Annotated in this window: 17 protein-coding genes; 7 read left to right on the top strand and 10 right to left on the bottom strand. The window is 73.4% G+C overall.

The features are described 5' to 3' along the window. Nucleotides 1-68: 68 nt before the first annotated feature. Nucleotides 69-785, top strand: a complete 717-nt coding sequence (gene rpiA / locus ACLIRP_RS09075; protein ID WP_412063647.1) for a ribose-5-phosphate isomerase RpiA — start codon at nt 69-71, stop codon at nt 783-785. A 144-nt stretch (nt 786-929) separates the two neighbouring features. Here the strand turns inward: rpiA and ACLIRP_RS09070 are convergent, their stop codons facing one another. The 5 genes from ACLIRP_RS09070 to ACLIRP_RS09050 all read right to left on the bottom strand — a co-directional run bounded on the left by ACLIRP_RS09070 (nt 930) and on the right by ACLIRP_RS09050 (nt 6001). Continuing rightward, entirely contained in the window at nt 930-1637 is a 708-nt protein-coding gene (locus tag ACLIRP_RS09070; protein ID WP_412063646.1) for an energy transducer TonB, read from the bottom strand. Between the two features lie 152 nt (nt 1638-1789). After that, a complete protein-coding gene (locus ACLIRP_RS09065; protein ID WP_412063645.1) occupies nt 1790-2497 on the bottom strand; it encodes an energy transducer TonB in 708 nt (235 codons plus the stop codon). Nucleotides 2498-2535: 38 nt separating this feature from the next. Continuing rightward, nucleotides 2536-2886 (bottom strand): VanZ family protein, encoded by a 351-nt coding sequence (locus ACLIRP_RS09060; protein ID WP_412063644.1) that lies wholly within the window; start codon nt 2884-2886, stop codon nt 2536-2538. Continuing rightward, nucleotides 2883-4427, bottom strand: a complete 1545-nt coding sequence (locus ACLIRP_RS09055; protein WP_412063643.1) for an NAD(P)H-hydrate dehydratase — start codon at nt 4425-4427, stop codon at nt 2883-2885. The genes ACLIRP_RS09060 and ACLIRP_RS09055 overlap by 4 nt, the downstream gene beginning before the upstream one ends. Beyond that, nucleotides 4424-6001 (bottom strand): Ig-like domain-containing protein, encoded by a 1578-nt coding sequence (locus ACLIRP_RS09050; RefSeq protein ID WP_412063642.1) that lies wholly within the window; start codon nt 5999-6001, stop codon nt 4424-4426. The genes ACLIRP_RS09055 and ACLIRP_RS09050 overlap by 4 nt, the downstream gene beginning before the upstream one ends. A 151-nt stretch (nt 6002-6152) precedes the next feature. Here ACLIRP_RS09050 and hisI point away from each other — a divergent pair, with 151 nt between their 5' ends. Continuing rightward, nucleotides 6153-6542: a phosphoribosyl-AMP cyclohydrolase gene (hisI, locus tag ACLIRP_RS09045; RefSeq protein WP_412063641.1), complete on the top strand. Its 390-nt coding sequence runs from the start codon at nt 6153-6155 to the stop codon at nt 6540-6542. Between the two features lie 221 nt (nt 6543-6763). Here hisI and ACLIRP_RS09040 read toward each other — a convergent pair whose 3' ends face one another. From ACLIRP_RS09040 to ACLIRP_RS09030, 3 genes are all read right to left on the bottom strand, one after another. Then, entirely contained in the window at nt 6764-7999 is a 1236-nt protein-coding gene (locus ACLIRP_RS09040) for a DUF1501 domain-containing protein (protein WP_412063640.1), read from the bottom strand. Nucleotides 8000-8001: 2 nt separating this feature from the next. Then, nucleotides 8002-9726 (bottom strand): DUF1800 domain-containing protein, encoded by a 1725-nt coding sequence (locus tag ACLIRP_RS09035; protein ID WP_412063639.1) that lies wholly within the window; start codon nt 9724-9726, stop codon nt 8002-8004. A gap of 150 nt (nt 9727-9876) precedes the next feature. Further along, nucleotides 9877-10581 (bottom strand): hypothetical protein, encoded by a 705-nt coding sequence (locus ACLIRP_RS09030; protein WP_412063638.1) that lies wholly within the window; start codon nt 10579-10581, stop codon nt 9877-9879. 140 nt (nt 10582-10721) lie between these two features. Between ACLIRP_RS09030 and ACLIRP_RS09025 the strand changes: the two genes are divergently transcribed. Then, nucleotides 10722-11447 (top strand): response regulator transcription factor, encoded by a 726-nt coding sequence (locus tag ACLIRP_RS09025; RefSeq protein WP_412063637.1) that lies wholly within the window; start codon nt 10722-10724, stop codon nt 11445-11447. Between the two features lie 166 nt (nt 11448-11613). Further along, nucleotides 11614-12990, top strand: coding sequence for an ATP-binding protein (locus ACLIRP_RS09020; protein WP_412063636.1), 1377 nt, complete (start codon nt 11614-11616; stop codon nt 12988-12990). Nucleotides 12991-13204: 214 nt separating this feature from the next. Here ACLIRP_RS09020 and ACLIRP_RS09015 read toward each other — a convergent pair whose 3' ends face one another. After that, nucleotides 13205-13591 (bottom strand): hypothetical protein, encoded by a 387-nt coding sequence (locus ACLIRP_RS09015; protein ID WP_412063635.1) that lies wholly within the window; start codon nt 13589-13591, stop codon nt 13205-13207. A 67-nt stretch (nt 13592-13658) separates the two neighbouring features. Then, nucleotides 13659-14477 (bottom strand): hypothetical protein, encoded by an 819-nt coding sequence (locus ACLIRP_RS09010; protein ID WP_412063634.1) that lies wholly within the window; start codon nt 14475-14477, stop codon nt 13659-13661. Nucleotides 14478-15044: 567 nt separating this feature from the next. Here ACLIRP_RS09010 and ACLIRP_RS09005 point away from each other — a divergent pair. The 3 genes from ACLIRP_RS09005 (at nt 15045) to rpsA (ending at nt 21177) form a co-directional block, all read left to right on the top strand. After that, nucleotides 15045-17423, top strand: a complete 2379-nt coding sequence (locus tag ACLIRP_RS09005; RefSeq protein WP_412063633.1) for a DPP IV N-terminal domain-containing protein — start codon at nt 15045-15047, stop codon at nt 17421-17423. A 391-nt stretch (nt 17424-17814) separates the two neighbouring features. Continuing rightward, a complete protein-coding gene (gene cmk, locus ACLIRP_RS09000; protein ID WP_412063632.1) occupies nt 17815-18507 on the top strand; it encodes a (d)CMP kinase in 693 nt (230 codons plus the stop codon). Between the two features lie 126 nt (nt 18508-18633). After that, on the top strand, nt 18634-21177 hold the full coding sequence (rpsA, locus tag ACLIRP_RS08995; protein ID WP_412063631.1) for a 30S ribosomal protein S1: 2544 nt from the start codon (nt 18634-18636) through the stop codon (nt 21175-21177). Nucleotide 21178: the final 1 nt, after the last annotated feature.

The following is a 21178-nucleotide window of genomic DNA, read 5'->3' as shown; positions in this document are numbered from 1 at the left end:
ACCCCGCCCGCGGCTGGCGCGAGCCCGGTCGTGAGCGCACCTTGCCCCCCCTACACCCCGCACCGCCCATGTCCCAGTCCGACGCCAAACGTGCCGCCGGCACCGCCGCCGCCGCCCTCGTCGAGAGCGGGATGACACTCGGGCTCGGGACGGGCTCCACGACGGCGTTTGCGATCGAGGCCATCGGCGCGCGCGTCGCGTCGGGCGAGATCGACGTCGTCGGCGTCCCGACCTCGTTCGCGGCCGAGCGGCTCGCGCGCCGGCACGGCGTCCCGGTCGCCACGCTCGACGCGCTCGGCATCGCCGACGCCGGCGCCCAGCCGCCGCTCGACCTCGCCATCGACGGGGCCGACGAGGTCGACCCGGACCTCGCGCTCATCAAGGGGCGCGGCGCGGCGCACGTCCGCGAAAAGGTGGTCGCCGCGCTCGCGGCGCGGTTCGTCGTGCTCGTCGACGACTCGAAGCTGGTCGATCGGCTCGGCACGACGATGCCCGTCCCCGTCGAGGCGCTCCCGTTCGCCGCCCCCGCCGTCGAGCGCGCCCTCCGCGCCCTCGGTGCCACTCCCATGCTGCGGATGGGGGAGCGGAAGGACGGCCCCGTCGTCAGCGACCAGGGCCTGTGGATCCTGGACGCCCGATTCGACGGCATCGACGACGCGGGCGACCTCGGCGCCGCCATCGACGCGATCCCCGGCGTCCTCGGCCACGGCCTGTTTTTGAATCTGGCGACGGACGTGCTCGTGGGCGAGGCCGACGGGTCCGTGCGCCACATCGTCCGGCCGTAGCCCGGCTTGGTCCGGCTGGACCCCATGATGGAGCGGCCCGCGGGGGAGAGGCATTCGATGTGACCTCGGCGGTACGACCCATTCAAAAAAACCGCCCCGGCGGCTGAAGCTGCCGGGGCGGTCTGAAGTCGGAGCTTGAAGCGCCTAGCGCAGGCGGAAGGTCACCGGGACGGCGAACCGCACCTTGACGGGGCGGCCGCGCTGCTGGCCCGGGGTGAACCGGCTCTCGCGGACGGCCTTGATGGCCGCCTCCGAGAGGAGCTCGTTCGGCGACCGCACGGCGACCGGGTCGACCACGTTGCCCCGCTCGTCGACGACGAACTGGACGACGACCTGGCCCTCGATCCCCGCGCGGCGTGCGAACTCGGGGTACTCCACACGGCGCTGGAGGTCCTCGATGCCGCCGACCAGGACGGGCTGGACCTCGGCGACCTCAAAGATCTCCGGCTCCGTGGGCTCGGGCTCCGGCGGCGGCGGCGGGGGGGGCGGGGGCGGCGCGTTCGGCGGCGGCGGCGGCGGGGCCGGCGGGGCCGGCGGCGGCGGCGGCACGTCCTCGAGGTCGAGCTCGACGTCCTCGAGGATCTCCTCTTCGATCTCGACGTCGTCGGGCACCTCCTGCGGCGGCGGCGGGGCCGGCGGCGGCGGCGGCGGCGGCTGGATCTGCTGGGTCTGCTCGATGTCCTCGAGCTCGATGATCTCCTGGGAGTCGTCCATCATCACGACCGTCTCGCCGCCGTCGAGCGGGACAGTGAACGCGGCGATGACGAGCCCGAGGGAGACGAGCAGCCCGACCTGCAGGTACAGCGGATACTTCTTCCGCAGGTCGGCCTTGGGTGTTTTGTAAATGGCCATGTCGAGGGGGAGAGAGGAGGGCCCGGGGGCCGATTCCCAATCTAGGGACGCCCGAGGCTCAGTGCGAGGGGCGGGGAGATTTCAGGGAGGGGCAGCGAAGGGCCTGCGCGCACAAGACACGCGGCGCGGCCGAAAGTTGCTGCGGCGCGCGCTCACCTCAGCCGAAACGTCACCGGGACAGAGAATCGCACCTTGACGGGGCGGCCGCGCTGCTGGCCCGGGGTGAACCGGCTCTCGCGGACGGCCTCGATGGCCGCCTCCGAGAGGAGCTCGTTCGGCGACCGCACGGCGACCGGGTCGACCACGTTGCCCCGCTCGTCGACGACGAACTGGACGACGACCTGGCCCTCGATCCCCGCGCGGCGTGCGAACTCGGGGTACTCCACACGGCTCTGCAGCTCGCCGATCCCGTCGATCAGCACGGGCTGGACCTCAGCGACGATGAACACCTCGTCGGGGGTGTCCTCGACGGTTGGGGTCGGCGGCGGCGGAATCGGGGGCGTCGCGTCGAAGACGGGCGGCGCCGGCGGCACGGGCGGGCCGGGCGGCGGGGCGACCTCCTCCATCGGGTCGAACACCAGCTCGTCCACGATGTCCTCGACCGTCACCTCGTCCGGCACCTCGACGGGCGGCGGAGGCGCGGGCGGCGGGGGAGGCGGCGGGGTGGACTGATCTGTCGGGGGGACCACATCCAGTTCGAGTGGCACGGCGGTCTCGACAAAGCTGGCGCCGTCGGCGGAGGCGCGGACGGGGACCGTGAACGCGGCGATCACGACGGCCAGCGCGAGCGCCGACCCGATCAGCGCGTGGAGCGGCTGGCGGCGGCGGAGGTCGGCGGCGGGGGCTTTCCGGAGCGGCATGGCAGGGAGGGAGTGGGGTCCCTTCCAGACACCGATCCCTACCGATCGTTGCTCGCGCGCCGGGCCAGCCAGGCCGCCAGCGCCACGCCGACGACCAGCCCGACGGCGTCGGCGGCGACATCGAGGGGGTCCGAATACCGGCCGATCATCGGGATCGACTGCCAGATCTCGGAGGCGACGGCGAAGACGAGTCCCCCGACGAGAACGGCCCACGTCCGCCCGGGCAGGGCCTGGAGCCAGAGGGCCCCGATGCCCAGAAACATTCCGGCGTGGACCCACTTGTCGGCCGCGAACGGCAGCATCTCGCGCGGAGGCACGGCCTCGCCGGGGATCGACAGGCCCACGACCACGAGCACCGTCCACAGGACAGCAAGGGTGAGCGGCTTCACGAGCGCAAGGCGTTGGCAGCATCGGGGAGCCGAGCCACGATGTCGGAGGCGAGGAGACCAGCGGCGCCGTGCTCGGCGGTCCACAGCCGGGCGGCCTCGGCGCCGAGCCACAACCCGCACACGGCCGCCCGGTCGGGCGCGAGCCCTTGAGCCAGCAGGCCCGCGATGGCGCCCGCGAGGGTGTCGCCCGTGCCGGCCGTCGCGAGGGCTGGGATGCCGGGCGGGCCGAGGAGCGGGGCCCCGTCCGGCCGCCCGACGGCGCTCGGCATCCCCTTGAGCACGAGCGTCGCTCCCCACTGTGCCGCAAGCGCCTGCGCGGTCGACAAGCGGTCGTCGGGGTCGAAGTCGTCGTCTCCGAGCAGGCGGCGGAGCTCGCCGAGGTGGGGCGTCAGCACGAGGGGCGCCGACCGCTGGCGCAGGCCATCCGCGTTTCCGGCGAACGCCGCGAGCCCGTCGGCGTCGAGCACGAGCGGCGCCTCGACGCGGGCGACGAGGTCGCGGACGAGCGCGAGCGTCTCCGGCTCGCGCCCGAGCCCGCACCCGACGAGCACGGCGTCGGCGCTCGCGGCGCGTTCCAGGATCGCACCCGCGTCGGCCGCGAGCCCGCCCGTCAGCGTCTCCGGCGCGGCCTCCACCATCACCTCGGCCGTCGCCCGGTCGACCGTCTCGCGCGCCGAGGCGGGCACGACGGCGACGACGGCGCCGGCGCCGGCGCGGTACGCGGCGGCGGTCGAGAGCACGGCGGCGCCCGTAAAGTGGCGGCTCCCGACGACCGCCAGCACGCGTCCGGCCGTGTACTTGTGCGCGTCGGGCGCGCGGACCGGTAGCCAACGTCCCGCAAGCTCGCGCGATACCTCGAACGCCGTCGCACGCTCGCGAAGCTCCGACGCCGGGATCCCGATCTCGACGCTCACCACGTCGCCCGCGAGCCGGGGCCCGTCCCCGGTCCGCAGCCCGGTCTTGACGGCGCCGAACGTGACGGTGAGCGCAGCGGTCGGCGTCCCGTCGGCGGCGCGGCCGGTCGTGGCGTCCAAGCCCGAGGGCACGTCGATGGCGACGACCGGGGCGGGCTGGCGGTCGGCCCACGCGCACAGCGTCGCGGCCGGCTCGCGCAGCGGGCCGCTGGCGCCGATGCCGAGGAGGGCGTCGACCACGAGATCCGCCGGGGCGTTGGCCGCCTGCCCGATCGTGTCGTACCGGACGACCTCGATACGGTCCGACGCCCCCGCCAGCCGGTCGAGCAGGGCGAGGTTCGCCGCCCGGTCGAGCGTGCCGTCGCCGGGGAGCACGAGAGCCCGGACGTGCGCGCCGCGGTCCGCGAGCACCCGGGCGACCACGAGCCCGTCGCCCCCGTTGTTGCCGGTCCCGACGAGGACGGTGACGTGGCCGTCGGCGATCTCGAACCGCTCGGCGATCACGCGCGCGGCCTCTCGCCCAGCGGTCTCCATGAGCACGCGCCCGGGGATGCCCCAGTCGTCGATGGCGGCGCGGTCGGCGGCGCGCATGGCGCCGGCCGAGACGAGGGGGAGGGTGTCGGTCACAGCGTCACGGGGTCGATCTCGGTCTCCCACCGCGCCCGGACCGTCGCGGGGGGCAGGACGACGAGGGGCTCGGGGGCGAGGTACGGACGGAGCCGGCCGCCGCTCCACCGCCCGTCGCCGTCGCGGTCGACAAAAGCGCGGAGGGCGACCGAGCCGGGCAGCAGGCCCGAGATGGCAAACGTGCCATCGGCGTTCGCGCGCACGACGATCGGAGGACCCACCTCGGGCGTCGCTTCAATCACGACGGGGCCGTAGGCGGTGACGCGACCGACGAGGCCGCCGGTCTCGCTGGCGGCCGGGACGGCGAAGGCCTGCGCGCGCGTCGAGTCGCCGCTCGGCGCGACGAGCCGGAAGGCGCCCGCCAGCGAGTCGACGGTGAAGGTGACGCCGTCGGACGTCTCGAACGTGGCCAAAACCCGCTCGCCGCCGCGCATCACCGCCAGCCCGGCGACGACGCCGGGCGAGGGTGGGACCGCGAACCGGACGCCTGCGGCCTCGCCCGGCCGCAGCGTGACGACCGAGTCGCGTCGGGCCGGGACGAACCCGACGACGCGGGCTTGCGCCGTGTCGGCTCGCGCCGGGGGATCGACGACGAAGCGGAACGGCGCGGCCGCCAGCCCGGCCGAGTCGGCCACGACGCCCGTCCCGCTCACGACCACGCGGCCACTCATCGCGCTCGCGGTGACGGCGACGATCTCGAAGGGTGCCTCGGGCGTCTGGTACACGGTCGCCGGGAGCGCGGCGCCACTCGCGGAGTCAGCGATCGCGAGCGCGCTGCGGTCCACGAGCGTCACGGCTTCCGAAAACCGGACGGCGACGCGGCGGTCGGACAGCGCTCTCGCTCGCTGGGCGACCGGAGGGATCGAGTCGAGCGCGGTCACGATGAGCGCCAGCGGGGGCGCATCCGTCGTGTCGGCGCGGACGACGGCGCGGGGCGGGGCGGCAAACCGCTCGCCCGCGTCGGCGCGGCCGCTCTGATTGCGGTCGTCGACGGCGGCGACGAAGTAGGGGCCGGGGCGGAGGTAGTCGAGGCGGAAGGCGCCGTCGGCGCCGGTCTCGGTCCGGTAGTCGGGCGCACCGTCGAGGGTCGGCGTCGCGGCCGAGTCGGCGAGCGCGAAGGCCCACACGTCGAGCCCGGGCGCGGCGGCGCCGTCGGGCGTGCGGACGGATCCTGCAATCGCCCCGCCGTCGATCGTGTTGCCGGTCGAGAACGCGAGCGTGATCGGGGCGCGGATGCGGACGCCGCGCTGGTCGGCAAACTCCGTCCCGATGGTGACGACGTACGTCGTCGAGTCGCGCAGCTCGGGCAAGCGGATCTCGACCTCGTCGGCCCGGACCGAGATCTGGGGCCGCGCGTCGCCGACGGGCGTGATGGTGACGGCGCTCGCGGCGGCGGGCTGCAGGCGCTCCGAGAACGCCAGCCGGACCGTTCGGTCGGTCACATTTGTCGCGCCCCGGGCCGGGAGCGAGGCGACGAGCGTCGGCGGCGTCGAGTCCGCGGGCCCGCCCGTCGGGGCGGCGGGCGTGGCGCAGCCCGCGAGGGCGACCAGGAGCAGGGGCAGGAGTCGGCGCACGGGCGGAAGAACGGCACAGCGGCGCCCGGTGTCCCCGGGGAACGAGGGGCGGGGAATGAGGAACGGGCAGATTTGGCGCCGGGGGGAAACGCTGGCGGCCGTCGCGCTTCAACTTCGGACCCCACACCTCGCTTTCAGACCCCCCGCCTCCATGAACCTCCAGCCCCTTCTCGACGCCGCCAAATTCGACGACAACGGCTTGGTCGCCGCGATCGCCCAGGACGACGCCACCGGCGACGTGCTCATGCTCGCGTACATGAACCGCGCGACCCTCCAGCAGACGCTCGAGACGGGCGTGATGACGTACTGGAGCCGCTCGCGCCAGAAGGTCTGGGTCAAGGGCGAGACCTCGGGCAACGTCCAGAACGTCAAGTCGGCCCACATCGACTGCGACGGCGACGCGCTGCTGTTCCGGATCGAGCAGGTCGGCGGCGCCGCCTGCCACACCGGCCACCGGACCTGCTTCTACCGCAAGGTCGAGGACGGTGCGCTGGAGACGGTCGGCACCCCGGTCTTCGACGCGGACTCGGTCTACAAGTAGCGGGAGGATAGGAAGGAGTTCGGTTCCAGCGGCCCGCTCAGCAGACCCCCCGCCAGCCCGCGCATCGCTGCGCTCAGCGCTCGGCCTGGCTGTCCCCCTTGGCTAGGGGGACAGTCTGCGCGGCGTCGTACCAACAGGGCAGCACCGCTCTGATGCTGGCGCAGGCGCTGGCGCCTGGGCGCTGCGCGGACGGGGGGTCTGGCGAGCGACCCGCCAGCAAGTCAGCCCCGCACGATGTCGAGCGGTGTGCCGGACCAGCCGGGGAAGAGAGCCTCGCCGGTCGCGATCCCGAGGTGGCCGCCCGCGACGCCCGCGAAGAGCGACCGGAAGTCGGTCGTGACGGGGAGGTCGCGGCCGTCCTCGAGCGCGTCGGGGTCGAGCACGAGCGGGGCGCCGTGGACCTCGCCGCCGCGCACGTCATTCCCGAGCACGAACATGGCCGAGGCGCGGCCGTGGTCGGTCCCGCCGGTCCCGTTCTCGGCGACCGTCCGGCCGAACTCGGTCATCGTGAGCACGGTCACGTCGTCGTGGTGGGCGGCGATGTCGGTCCAGAACGCGGCGAGGCTCTGCGCGAGGTCCTCCGCGCGCCGGGCGAACGAGCCGCGCGCCGCGCCCTGGCGCGCGTGCGTGTCCCATCCGCCCGCCTCCGCGAAGGCGACCTCCAGCCCGACGTCCGCCTTGATGAGCTGGGCGATCTGGCGCAGGCTCTCGCCGAGTTCGGAGCGCGGGTACTCGGCGCCGTTCGCGGGCGTGTACTGCCCCAGCCGGGCCTCTTCGAGCAGCCGCGCCGCGTCCAAGCCTTCGCTGCCCGAGGTCGAGAGGAGGTCGGCCGTCGTCTGCGCGTAGAGCGCCTCCAGCGTCTCGCCGGCCGCCAGACTGCCCGTCCCGGTGATGCCGAAGTCGTCGAGCCGCGCGATCGCGAGTGTCGGCGCGGGGCCGCGGAGCGAGAGCGGGAGCTGGGGCGTGAGCGCGACGGCCTGGAACGGCGTCTCGGGCTCGTGGCCGAGCAGCCCGGTCGCCCGGTTGAGCCAGCCCGTCTCGGCCGACTTGTCGCCGGGCCGGCCGGTCTCCATGAAGTCCTGCGCGTCGAAGTGCGAGCGCGTGGCGACCGGCGAGCCGGCGCCGTGGACGATCCCCAGCCGCCCCTCGCGGAAATACGGCGCCAGCGGGGAGAGCGCCGGGTGCAGCCCGTTGCGCCCGTCGAGGTCGACGAGGTCGCTCGCGCCGAGCGACAGCGTCGGGCGCAGGCGCTGCAGCATCGGGTCGGCGATGGGCTGGACGGCCGCGAGCCCGTCCATGGCGCCGCGCTGGAAGACGGTCACGAGCACCTTGCGGCGCCGGAACACGCCCTGCGGCGTCGACGCGGCGGCGCGGGTGAGGAACGAGGGGACGCCGCCGACGCCCGCGGCGACGACGGTGAGCCCTCCGGCGGTCAGGAATGCGCGACGGGACATCATGGCTACTGGCGCTGGAAGGCGGGGGACCCGAGCACGACGCCGACGACGAACGCGGCCGTGTCCCGGGCCGAGGGGGGGGCGGCGTCGCGGTCGGCGAAGACGCCGTCGTCGTCGAGGTCCGGCATCGCGGCCTCGGGCTCAGCGGCCTCGGCGAGCCGGCGCGCAAAGGCGGGCTCGTGGACGATCGGCTTCAAGAGCGCGATCGTGGGCGATGCGTCGCGGCCGGGCAGGAGCGACTCGACGTAGGTGCGGAGGGCGGCGTCGACCGACTCCGGCTGGCGGCCGTCCGTGAGCGCGTCGAGGTCGGGGCGGGCGCCGGGCAGGTCGCCGGCCGCCAGCGTCAGGGCCAGCTTCATGCGCGTTAGCAGGAGCCCGGCGTTGACCCAGGCCTCGGCGTGGTCCGGGAAGCCCGTCGGCGGCTCGGCGTGGTAGATCGGCTCGCCCATCTCCAGGAGGGCGCGCGCCAGCCCCCGGCTCCCGCGCACCTCGGCGCCCGTCGCCCGCGCCGCGCTGACGAGGTACTCGAACGGCGTCTTGACCTTCGACGGCGCGCCGTCGGGCCCGGCCGCCGCGGCGTCCCAGAACGCACGGTCCTCGACGAGCGCCCGCATCACGGCCCCCAGGTCGCCGTCGGATTCAGAAAACACGGCCGCCAGGCGGCCGACGAGCGCGGGGTCAGGGTCGTCGGCCACGAACCGGACGGCCAGCGTGTGGGCGATGTGGCGTGCGGTCGCGGGGTGCGCCGCCAAAATGTCGAGCACGTCCTCGCCGTCCTCGATCCCCCGCCCGGCGGGCAGCCGGCGACCGAGGACGGTCTTCGGGGCGGCGTCGTGCCAGTTGGGGCGGAACAGGAAGAGGCCGTCGAGCACGGCGTGGTCGGTCCGGTCGAGGAGGCGGTCGACGGCGTCGCGCTGGCGGTCGATGCCCTCTTCGCGGCCCCGGTACGGGTAGATCGTCCAGCCGGTGAACGCGCGCGCGACGGCCAGCACGTCCGACTGCGTGTACCCGCCGTCGACCCCGAGGGTGTGGAGCTCCAGGAGCTCGCGGCCGTAGTTCTCGTTGAGCCCGCCCCGGCGGCTGTCGCGGCCGACCGTCACGGGCGTGCCCTCGGGCGCGCGCGAGCTGGCGTTGTCGAGGTACGAGAGCATGGCCGGGTGCCGGGCCGTCGCGCCGAGGAGGTCGCGGAAGCGGCCGAGCAGGTGGGGGCGGAGCGCGTCGCGCTCATACGTCGCCACGAGCGCGACCCGCTGGCCCCGCGCCGACACGTTGAAGTGGTTGAACCACAGGTCCGCCAGCACCTCGCGGAGCTGGTTCTCGCCGTGCGCGGCCCGCATCAGCTTGGCCGTCACCATCCCGTCGCGCAGCACGCGCTGGGGCTTCAGCCCCTCGCGCTCCATCCAGGCGCGGAGCTCGTCGGCCACCTCGCGCGGGACGGTGCCGGCCGCCATCTCGCCCCGGGCGACGGCCCGGCGCAGCGCCGTGTTGTTGGTGACATAGACTTCGACGATGTCCTCGGCGGGCATCCCCACCCAGTCGACGTCGGCGAGCCGGCGGTCGAGCCCGGGGTCGGCGACGCCTGTCAGCTGGCGCTCGATCCACCCCGCCACATCCGGCGCGACGTCGGCGACCTCGCCGGGGCGCGGGCCGAACGCCAGCCGGTTCAGGGCGTGCGCGGCGGCGGCCTCGTCCGACAGGCCGGCCTCTGGGTAGGGGAGCGACAGGGCCATGGAGGCGTGGGAAAGACGAAAGAGGAGGGGGGGCGATCAGAGCAGAGGGGGGAGGGGAAGAGGGCACCCCCTACGCCTCCGCTCCTCGTTTCCTCTTCTCTCGGGGAAACGCGGGCGGCCCGAGTTGAAGGCAAACGACTGGCGTCCGCGCTAACGCACGACGTGCCGGGAATAGCCCGCCGACGCCGTCAGGGTGACGAAATACTCCCGCAGCCGCCGCCGCTGGCGGATCGTGAACTGGGTGTCGGCGGAGGCGGGGAGGTCGAGCCCACGGACGCGGACGTAGCGGACCTCGCGCACAAGGCGGCCCGATTCGCCGCCGCGGCCGCGCCGGCCCCCGCGACCCTCGCGCTCGCCCTCGATGCGGATCGCCAGCAGCCGGGGTGAGGCCGCCGAGCGCGTAAACCAGGCCTGCCCGCCGCGCCCGAACGTGACGCGCCAGGCGGGCTGCCCCGCGTACGTGTCGTTTGCGGCCTCGACGGGCTCGCCGCGCGAGATCAGGCGGCCCGGCAGGCCCGGCGGCCGGAGCACCTCGCGGCTGGCGGGCCCGAACGCGCGCTGCCACCGGTCGCCCGCCGCACCCGCTCGCCGCGCGTCGACGCGCTCGCCGTCGACGACCAGCCGGTCGACCGCGCGCTCCGGCCGGCCCTGGCCCCAGATCAGCACGCCGTCGGCCTCCACCTCGAGCACCCCGCGCGGGCCGTCGACCGTCCACACCGCCGACTCGTCGGCCTCGATGCGGTCGACGCCGCGGGCGACGAGGCGCCAGTCGGCCAGCCACGCCTCGACGATGGCGTCGGCGGACGGCTGGGCGGCGAGGGGCGCGGCCAGGAGCAGGAGCAGGACGAAGCGCATGGGCAGGAGTCAGTCGGTTGGAAGAACGCACCGGGGCCGCGCATCCTGTCACAGAACCGTGGCGACTCCGTCCCGCTTCGGCCCGCCCGCCCCGCCGTCCGGCGCGCGGCCTAGCTTCGCGGTGCCCCCCCACCGACCCGATGCCCACCGCCTCCCTGCTCGTCGTCGAGGACGACGACGACCTCCGCGAGACGCTCGCCCGCCGCTTCCGCGAGGAGGGCTACGCCGTTGACACCGCCGCCGCCGGGCCCGACGCCCTCGACGCCGTCGCCGAGCGCGTGCCCGACTTGGTGATCCTGGACGTGATGCTGCCCGGGCTCGACGGCGTCGAGGTCTGCCGCCGCCTGCGCGCTGAGCACCCGCTCCTCTACATCCTGATGCTGACCGCGAAGGCCGGCGAGCTCGACCGCGTCGTCGGCCTCGAGGTCGGCGCCGACGACTACGTCACCAAGCCGTTCAGCCTGCCCGAGGTCGTCGCCCGCGTCCGCGCCGCGCTCCGCCGCGTCCAGACCGTCCGCGAGCAGCTCGCCGCCGGGTCCTCGGCCGACGACGACGCGCCGATCGTCGCCGGGCCGCTCACCGTCGACACCGTCCGCCGCGAGGTGACCGTCGACGGCGCGGAGGTGCACCTGACGGTCCGCGAGTTCGACCTGCTGGCGTTCCTCGCCGGCCACCCCGACCGCCCGTTCACGCGGAGCCAGCTGTTGGAAAAGATCTGGGCGATCACGTACGAGGGCTACGACCGGACCATCGACAGCCACGTCCAGCGCCTGCGCGCCAAGATCGAGGCCGACCCCGGCGACCCCCAGTTCGTGCGCACCGTCTGGGGCGTCGGCTACAAGTTCAGTGGGACGGTCGATCCGTGAGTCGGTACGTCTGTGGATCGGCGGACAACCGACCTACGGATCGACCACCGACGGACCCACCGACTCGCTGACCCCCGCCTGACCTCTGGCCCACCGACCCACCGACTCCCCGACCCGCCGGTCCACCGTCTTCTGGGCCGTCGCCGCCGTCCTCGTCGGGGCGCAGGTGGCCACGGCCGTGCTGGCGGTCGTGCTCAGCGGCGTGTTCGCGCAAGCGCGCACCGACGAGCTGCTCGCGGGCACGCTCCAGCTCCGCCTCGACGCCGTGGCCGACGAGGTCGAGGCGCGCGCCGAGATCGGGCCGTTCGGCGAGCTGACGCTGTCGCCCCGGCTCCGCGCCGACCTCGGGACGCGCTTCCCCGACCCGCTCGCGCTCCTCGACGAGACTGGTGCCGTCGTGGCGACGCTGGGCGACGAGCCCGTTCCCGACGTGCCGCCCGCCGCCCTCGACGCCCTCGACGACGGCCGCGTCGACGTCGCCCTCGGCGGCGACACCTGGGGCCTCGCGCCGATCCTGGCCGCCGACGGGCTCCCGGCCGGCGCTCTGCTCGTGCGCCCCCTTACCAAAACCCTCGTCGAAGAGCGCCGGGGCACGCGCCAGGCGTTCTGGCGCGCGACGGCCGTGACGGTCGCGCTCGCGGTCGGGCTCGCGCTCCTGCTCGGCGCCCTGTTTTCCTCCCGCCTCGTGCGCCCCATCCGCGAGGTCACGCGCCGCGTCGAGCGGATCGGGGAGGGCGCGTATGCCGAGCGCCTGCCCGAGACGTCCGACGACGAACTCGGCCGGCTGGCAGCAGCCGTCAACGAGATGGCCGCGCGCGTCCAAGCGTCGATCACTCAGCTCCGCGACACCGACCGGCTGCGCCGCGAGCTGGTCGCGAACGTCGGCCACGACTTGCGGACTCCGCTCGCGGCGCTCCGGGCCACGCTCGACGAGGCCGAGCGCCACGCCGGGCAGGGCCGCGACGACGACGTGGCCGCCGACCTCGCCGCCGCCCGCCGCCAGGCCGAGGGGGCCGCCGACCTCGTCGCCGACCTGTTCGAGCTGTCCATCCTCGACCGCCCCCAGGCGCTCCGCCCCGGGCCCGTGCCCGTCGGCGAGCTCGTGCGCGACGTGGCCGCCCGCCACGCCCGCGCCTTCGAGTCGGCTGGCGTCCGTTTCGAGGTCGAGGTCGCCCCGGGCCTGCCCGTCGTCGAGGCCGACGGCGCCCGGCTCGTCCGCGCCCTCTCGAACCTGCTCGACAACGCGCGCCGCCACACGCCCGCCGACGGAACGGTCACGCTCGCGGCGCGCGTCGACGCCGGCCAGATCCTCTTGACCGTCGCCGACACCGGCGAGGGCATCGACGCCGAGGCCCTCGCGCACGTCTTCGAGCGCTACTACCGGGGCGACGGCCCCCGCACGCGCGGGACGGGGACGGGGCTGGGGCTCGCCATCACCAAGGCTGTCGCCGAGGCGCACGGCGGCACGCTCGCCGTCGAGAGCACGCGCGGCCACGGCGCCACCTTCCGCCTCTCGGTCCCCGCGACTGGCTACAACGCCTAGTCGCCCTCCCCGTCGCCCTCCCCCCGCCTGCGCGGGGACAGGCTGGAGGGGAGGTCGGATCTGGGGCGTTGCGGGTTCCGCGAGCCGGGCCGGCGCGAGCCTCGCCTACGGCGTCCCCTCTCCCTGCGGGAGAGGGGCAGGGTGAGGGGACGACCGACCGCGATCCCCCACCATTGGCGCGAGACCACCCACTGGCGGTTCATCCCCCAACCGACTACCGCGAGTACCCGATCACCCGGACGACGGTGTGGGGGCTCCCGGGCGGCGCGAGCGTCTCGACCGAGAACGTGCCCCGGTCGCCGCGCGCCCACGCCTCCGGTACGTCCACCAGCGCCATCACCACCGGCGGGCCGGGGTCCGTCTCCGGGGCGAGCGCGTCGCCGACCGCCAGCACGCCGGCCGCCGCGCACAGCGCAAGGCGGGACACGTCGCACGCCTCGACCGACTGGACCACGCCGGCCACGTTGTACCGGCCGGGCGCGGCCGTGACGAGCGCCGCCAGCGAGACGGCCGGGAAGTCGCCGGCCGGGGGCACGGCCCGGTCGACGGTCGTGTCGCAGGCGGCAAGGACGAGGGCGAGGGCCAGCAGCGCGAGACGCATGGCGGGGCGGGAGGACCGCTCAAAGGTGAGCTCTCCGCCGCCGCCTCGCCAAGTCACTTCGGCGCCGCTAGCGTGGCGCGAACGTCGCCTCGGGGAAGCAAGGGCCGCTGAGGGGGACGATGGACGGGGCCAGGCCCTTCCGCAACGTCACCTGCTGGTTGGGATTGACGTTGACGATCGCGAACTCATTCGTCGCCGGGTGGTAGCGCGGGAGGAGGCGCGGCGTCAGGAACCGGAGGTCGGTGAGGGCCGACGTTCCGAACGCGACGCCGCTGGCGGTCTCCGAGACCGTGATCGTCGAGCGCTCGTCGACCGACGTCTGCTCGGTCGTCCCGTCCTGCGTGCGCTCCTCGAGGTAGTCGGCGTGGAGCTCGGCGGTGTACGTCCGCTCCCCGTCGACCTCGTCGGAGACCGAGGCGAACGTGACGGTGACCCGCCCGCTCCGCGTGGTCGTCGGCGCGAAGCAGTCGTGCGTGAAGGTGTAGTCGTAGTCCCAGACGGTGCCGGGCGCCATCGGCACGAAGTCGGCCTGCCCCGCGAGCGGGCCGAGCTGGACGTGGACGGCGAGCGCGTCGATCGCCTGGACCCCGCCGGCCGTCGCGGTCACGCGAATCGCCGTCCGGCCGGGAGCCTTGAAAGTGACGGTCATCTCAGACCCCCGGACCGCCACATCCGCCACGGCGGGGTCCTCCGAGAACGCCTGGAACGTGAGCGCGCCCGCCGCCTCGTTCGCCTCGAAGTGCGAGCCCAGATCGAAGGTCAGCGGCGTGGCGGTCGGGAGCACGGAGACCTCGGGGAGCCGAGCGTTGAGGGCGATGCTCGGCTCCGGAGCGGCGGTGTCGCAGGCGGCGAGCGCGAGCAGGGTCAGAAACAGGGCGAGGCGCATGGCGAAACGGGTGGGACCGGGGCAATGTCGGCCACGGCGGCCCCGAGCGCGAGCCCGTTAGGCGTCCCCCACACGGCCTCCCGCCAGTGGCGCCCGGACCCCTCCGCGCGGCGCCGTCCGACGATGAGCGCCCGTTGTCCCCCGATGAGCGCCCGTTGTCCTCCGATCAGAGGCCGTTGGCTAACGATCAGCCCGCGTTGTCCATCGATCAGACGCCGTTGTCCGACGATGAGACGGCATTGTCCGACGATCAGACACCGTTGTCGGGCGATGAGTGGCCATTGTCGGACGATGAGACAGCGTTGTCGGACGATCAGACGCCATTGTCGAACGATGAGCGGGCATTGTCGGACCGCGAGCGGCCACCGATAGGCTGTGCGCCGCCGTCAGTGGACCGTGGTCGGTCAGTGGTGGCCTGTGCGGGGCCGTCGGTAGAGCGAGCGCCGTCATCGGTGGCGATCCGCCGCCCGCATCCGAAAAGGGCGCTTTCGCGCGCCCCGGACACCGTCGTGCCCGGAGGGGCCGTTCCCCAGGCCGTAGATTCCGCCAGCTCCCACCGCTCTCCATATGCGCCTCCGATACGCCCCGTCCGTCCTCCTCCTGCTCGCGCTCGGCCTCGGCGCGTGCGCCGCGCCGGCCACGATGGCCCCGGCCAACACGTCGATGCCGGCCCCGTCCGGCACCGTCGAGCAGGCCCCCCGCGCCGCCGGCCCCCAGGCGGCCAAGGACCTCACCCTCGAACTCCTCTTCGCCAGCCCCGAGTTCTACGGCGAGGGCTTCCAGGGCGGCCGCTGGGCCGAGTCCGGCGCCCGGCTGATGTACGTCGAGACCGACCGCGCCGCCGGCACCTCCAGCCTCGTCGAGCGCGACCTCACGACCGACGCCACCCGCACGCTCATCGACGGCGCCACGCTCGGGAAGCCCGACGGCGACGGCCGCATCGCCATCGAGGACTACGCGACCTCTGCCGACGGCTCCAAAACGTTGCTCTACACCGACTCCGAGCGCGTCTGGCGCCTCAACACCAAGGGCTACTACTACGTCTTGGACAACGCGACGGGCGCCGTCACCCCGGTCGCCGACCGCGCCGACGGGTTCCAGATGTTCGCCAAGTTCGACCCCGCCGCCGAGCGCGTGGCCTTCGTCCGCGACCGGAACCTCTACCTCGTCGACCTCGACACCGGGCGCGAGCGGGCGCTCACCACGAACGGCTCGCCCGGCGGCGTCATCAACGGCACCTTCGACTGGGTCTACGAGGAGGAGTTCGGCCTGCGCGACGGGTTCCGCTGGAGCCCCGACGGCCGCTACATCGCCTTCTTCCAGCTCGACGAGACCGGCACGCGCGACTTCCAGATGACCGACTTCCGGACGCTCTACCCGGAGACGATGCAGTTCCGCTATCCCAAGGCCGGCGAGACGAACGCCGAGGTCCGCGTCGGCGTCGTCGACGTGACGACCGGCCAGACGCGCTTTTTCGACACCGACACCTGGTTTGAGGGCGGCGACGAGACCGAGTACATCGCCTCGATGGGCTGGACCCCGGAGATGGCCGACGGCACCTCGCACGTCTGGATGCTCCGCCTCAACCGCGACCAGAACCACGCCGACCTCCTCTACGGCGACCCGGCCACGGCCGGCTTGTCCCAGGTGCTCGAAGAGGAGAACGACAGCTACATCGAGGTCGAGACCGGCTTCTCGGACTTGTCGACCGGCACCATCACGTACCTCGGCGACGGCGACCACTTTGTCTGGCGCAGCGCCCGCGACGGGTTTTCGCACCTCTACCTCTACCGCAACGACGGCACGTTCGTCCGCCAGATCACCTCGGGCGACTACGACGTGACCGACTTCCACGGCGTCGACGAGGCCGAAGGGATGGCGTACGTGACCACGACCGCCGAGTCGCCAATGGAGCGGCACCTGTACCGCGTCCCGCTCGCCGGCGGCGCGCCGGTCCGCCTCACGACCGGCGCCGGCTGGCACTCGGTCGACCTCAGCCGCGACTTCGACTACTTCGTCGACACCTACTCGACGGCGACCACGCCCGCCACGACGACGCTATACCGCGGCGACGGCACGCTCGTCGAGGTGCTCGTCGACAACGCCGACCTGCGCGACCGGCTCGCGGCGTATGAGCTGCCCGCCGCCGAGTTCATGACGGTGCCCGGCGAGGACGGCACGCCGCTCAACGCCTACCTCGTCAAGCCCCGCGACTTCGACGCGACGCGCGAGTACCCGCTCCTCATCCACACCTACGGTGGGCCGGGCAGCCAGGAGGTCCGCAACAGCTGGGGCGGGACCGAGCGCCTGTGGCACCACTACCTCGCCGACACGTACGGCGTGCTCGTGGCCGGCGTCGACAACCGGGGCACCGGCGGGCGCGGCCAGGCCTTCAAGACGGCGACCCAGAACCGGCTCGGCATCCTGGAGGCCGAGGATCAGATCGCCGCGGCCCAGCACTTTGGCGAGATGGCGTACGTCGACGAGGACCGGATGGGCATCTGGGGCTGGAGCTACGGCGGCTACCTGACGCTGCTGGCCATGACGTACGGCGAGGGGCCGGAGACCTTCTCGATGGGCATGGCCGTCGCGCCCGTCACCAACTGGCGCCAGTACGACACGATCTACACCGAGCGCTACCTCTCGACGCCCCAGAAGAACCCGACCGGCTACGACGCCGGCAGCCCGGTCACGTACGCGGCCAACCTCGAAGACGACCAGCGGCTCCTGCTCGTCCACGGCGACGCCGACGACAACGTCCACGTCCAGAACACGATGGTGATGGTCGACGCGCTGCAGGCCGAGGGCAAGCAGTTCGACATGATGCTCTACCCCGGCCGCAACCACGGCATCTACGGCGGCAACACGCGCCGCCACCTGTTCACGATGCTCACGCGCTACGTCGCCGAGACGCTCGCGGGCACGGAACTGATGGCCGAGCGCTAGGCGTCCCAGGCTCGCGCAAGCGCCCCGTCGGCTTCTGGCTGGCGGGGCGCTGTTGCATCCGGTCGACGCACGCAGCCACGCGACGGGGTCGTCGAGGTCGGGCTGGGGACCGGTGTCCGCCAGGAAGGGCGCGAGCTGCGGAGGCGATGACTCAGAACAGGACGTGGTGAGCGCATCGAGAGGTGCACCTGTTGGGGAAACGGGCGGTGCGGGCCGAGTCCACCGTCGGGGCGTAAGGGGAGAGGCGCCGCCACCGGGGGCGGATCGCAGCGGGGCCCGCCTGCAAACGGAGCCCACAGAACGCGATGGGCCTCACCGCTTCCTCACACCGCCCGCACGCGAACGCGGGGCCCAGGGGCCTATACTGGGTGGCTCCCCTGAGCACCACACTGTGATCGTCGCGATCGACGGGCCCGCCGGGTCCGGCAAGAGCACGACGGCGCGGCAGGTGGCCGACCGGCTCGGGTGGCTCTACCTCGACACCGGTGCCATGTACCGGGCCGTCGGGCTCGCCTTCCGCGAGCGGAGCCTCCCGTTTACCGAGACCGCCGCCGCCGCCCTTGTCGACACCCTCGACGTCGCCCTCCGGCCCGGCCCGGACGGCACGCGCGTTGCCCTCGACGGCGACGACGTGACCGCCCGCATCCGGACGCCCGAGGCCGCCGTCGACGCGTCGCAAGCCAGTGCGCTCGGGCCCGTCCGCGCGGCCATGGTCGCGCTCCAGCGGCGGGCCGCAGCCGACTACGTCGCCTCCCACGGCGGCGGCGTCGTCGTCGAGGGGCGCGACATCGGCACCGTCGTCTTCCCCGACGCCGACGTCAAGTTCTTTCTCGTCGCCGACCTCGACGCCCGCGCCGCCCGCCGGCTCGCCGACTTCGGCGGACCCGACGGCGCCGACGCGGCGTTCGACACCGTTCGGGCCGAGCTCGCCGCGCGTGACGCGCGCGACGAGGGCCGGGCGATTGCGCCTCTGCGCGCCGCGCCCGACGCCGTCACGCTCGACACGACGACCCTCGACATCGACCAGCAGGTCGAGCACGTTTTGCACGCGGTCCGCCGCGCCACCACGAGCCCGGCCGCCTGACCCTTCGCCTCGCGCGGCCCACTCCGGGTCGAAGCACCGTTCGAGGCGCCTGTTTTTCCTCCAGACTCTCTCCGGTCGCCGCCACGCTTCAGGCCCCTCGGGGCGGTGAGCGACCGAGCACGCCCTATGGCTGACAACCCCCAAACCCCCGAGACGACCGACGTCGACTCGACCCCGGCCCCCGAGGCCACGACCGGCACCGGCGACGGCGCCACGACGCCCACGGCCCCCGAGCCGACCTCCGAGACCGCCACGGACGCGTCCCACGAGGGCGGCACGACCGGCGAAGAGGACTCCGGCCCCAACCCGGACGACCCGATGGCCCCGACCGACCCGCCGGCGGACGACGAGCCCAAGGAGACCGAGGAACCCAAGGAGGGCCTCCTCGGCACGATCACCCACGCCGTCTCCGACGCCGCTGAGGCCGTCTCCGAGACCGCCAAAGACGCCGCCGAGGCCGTCACCGAGACCGCCAAGAAGGTGGCCTCGACCGTCGCTCACGCGGCGGGCGACGCTGCCGCTGCTGTCACCGGCTCGGTCGCCGACGCCGTCGCCGGCGACGGCGCCGACTCGGCCGCCCAGCTCGGCTACACCGGCAAGTCGCTCGGCCGCACGATCTCGATCGACGAGCTCAACGAGGTCGACTCCGCGAACGCTGGCGTGTCCGGCATCGGCGCCTCGTCGCAGGTCTCCGACACGGGCGCCTCGTCCGACGAGATGACCGAGCTCTACTCGGGCTCGCTCTCGGCCGTCGAGGCCGACCAGATCGTGACCGGCACGGTCGTCGGGATGACCGACAAGGAGATCGTCGTCGACATCGGGTTCAAGTCCGACGGCGTCGTCGCCAAGAACGAGTTCGCCGAGGTCCCCGAGATGGGCGAGCAGATCGACGTCTACGTCGAGCGCCTGGAGGACCGCCGCGGCCAGCTCACGCTGAGCTACGACAAGGCCAACCACAAGCTCCGCTGGAACATCTTCGAGGGCGCGCTGGAGTCCGGCGCCGTCATCGAGGGCGAGATCGTCAAGCGGATCAAGGGCGGCATGATCGTCAACCTGCTCGGCTCGGAGGCCTTCCTCCCGGGCTCCCAGGTCGACGTCCGCCCCGTGCGCGACTTCGACGTCTACATCGGCAAGACGATGGAGTTCAAGGTGGTCAAGACGAATCCCCAGAACGGCAACGTCGTCATCTCGCACAAGGCGCTCATCGAGAAGGACCTCCAGGAGCAGCGCAAGCACATCCTGGACTCGCTCGAAGTCGGCCAGGTCCTCGAGGGCCAGGTCAAGAACATCGTCAACTTCGGCGCCTTCGTCGACTTGGGCGGCGTCGACGGCCTGCTCCACATCACGGACATCTCGTGGGGCCGGGTCGGCCATCCGAGCGAGGTCCTGGAGCTCGACATGAAGCTCAACGTCGTCGTCCTCGACTACGACAAGGAGCGCCAGCGGATCTCCCTGGGCTACAAGCAGCTCCAGGAGCACCCGTGGGAGAACCTCGCGGAGCGCATCGTCGAGGGCATGCAGATCGAGGGCCGCGTGGTCTCGATCACCGACTACGGCGCGTTCGTCGAGATCGAGCCCGGCATCGAAGGCCTGGTGCACATCTCGGAGATGTCGTGGACGGAGCACGTCAAGCACCCCACCCAGAAGGTGCAGCTCGGCCAGACCGTCCAGGTCAAGGTGCTCAAGGTCGACGAGGACACCAAGAAGATCAGCCTCGGCATGAAGCAGCTCGAGCCCGACCCGTGGGAGGGTCTGCTCGCGCGGTTCCCGGTCGGCACGATCACGCGCGGCAAGGTCCGCAACATCACGACGTTCGGCGCCTTCGTCGAGATCGAGCAGGGGATCGACGGGCTCGTCCACGTGTCCGACCTCAGCTGGACGCGCCGCGTCAAGCACCCGTCGGAGGTGGTCAAGAAGGGCATGGAGCTCGACGTGATCGTCATCGACATCGACATCGCGCAGCGCCGGATCAGCCTGGGCCACAAGCAGGTCTCGACCGACCCGTGGGCCAAGGTGGCGGAGGTGTACACCGAGGGCTCCGAGGCCTCGGGCGTGGTCGCCGAGATCAACGACGGCGGTGTCGTCGTGGACCTGCCGATGGACGTAGAGGCCTTCGTGCCCGCGTCGCACCTGCAGCGCGGCGGCCGTCCGGCCGACGCCTACCAGATCGGTGACGAGCTGGAGCTCCAGGTCATCCGGATGGACCGCGAGGACCGCGAGCTGGTGATGTCGGAGACGGCCAAGGCCCGCTCCGAGGAGCGCGCCGAGCGCGACGCCGAGTACCGCGAGCAGCGGGCGGCGCAGCGCGAGGAGCGCAAGCAGGTCGAGAGCTACGGCTCGACGCAGTCCGGCCCGGCGACGATCGGTGAGCTCTCCGGGCTCGCGGCCCTGCGCCAGCAGATGGCGGCGGCCGAGGCCAACAAGCCCGCCGACGCCACGCCGGAGGACGTCACGACGCCCCTCGACGTGGAAGGCCCGACCGTCGACTCGGTCGACGACGTCGACGTGCCCGAGGTCCTCGAGGTCCCGGCCGGCGAGATCGTCGACGAGGCCTACGGCTCCGAGGACGACGGCCCCGAGGCCGACGCCGAGCTCGGCAAGGCGGCGCTCGAGGTCGACGGCGACCTCGACGAGGCCGCGGACGAGTCCGACGCCGACGACGAGGTCTAGA

The sequence above is a fragment of the Rubrivirga halophila genome, from assembly GCF_046845755.1.
Classification (GTDB): Bacteria; Bacteroidota; Rhodothermia; order Rhodothermales; family Rubricoccaceae; genus Rubrivirga.
Note: the sequence above shows the minus strand (reverse complement) of the source record. Positions and strands in the feature narration are given on the sequence as shown.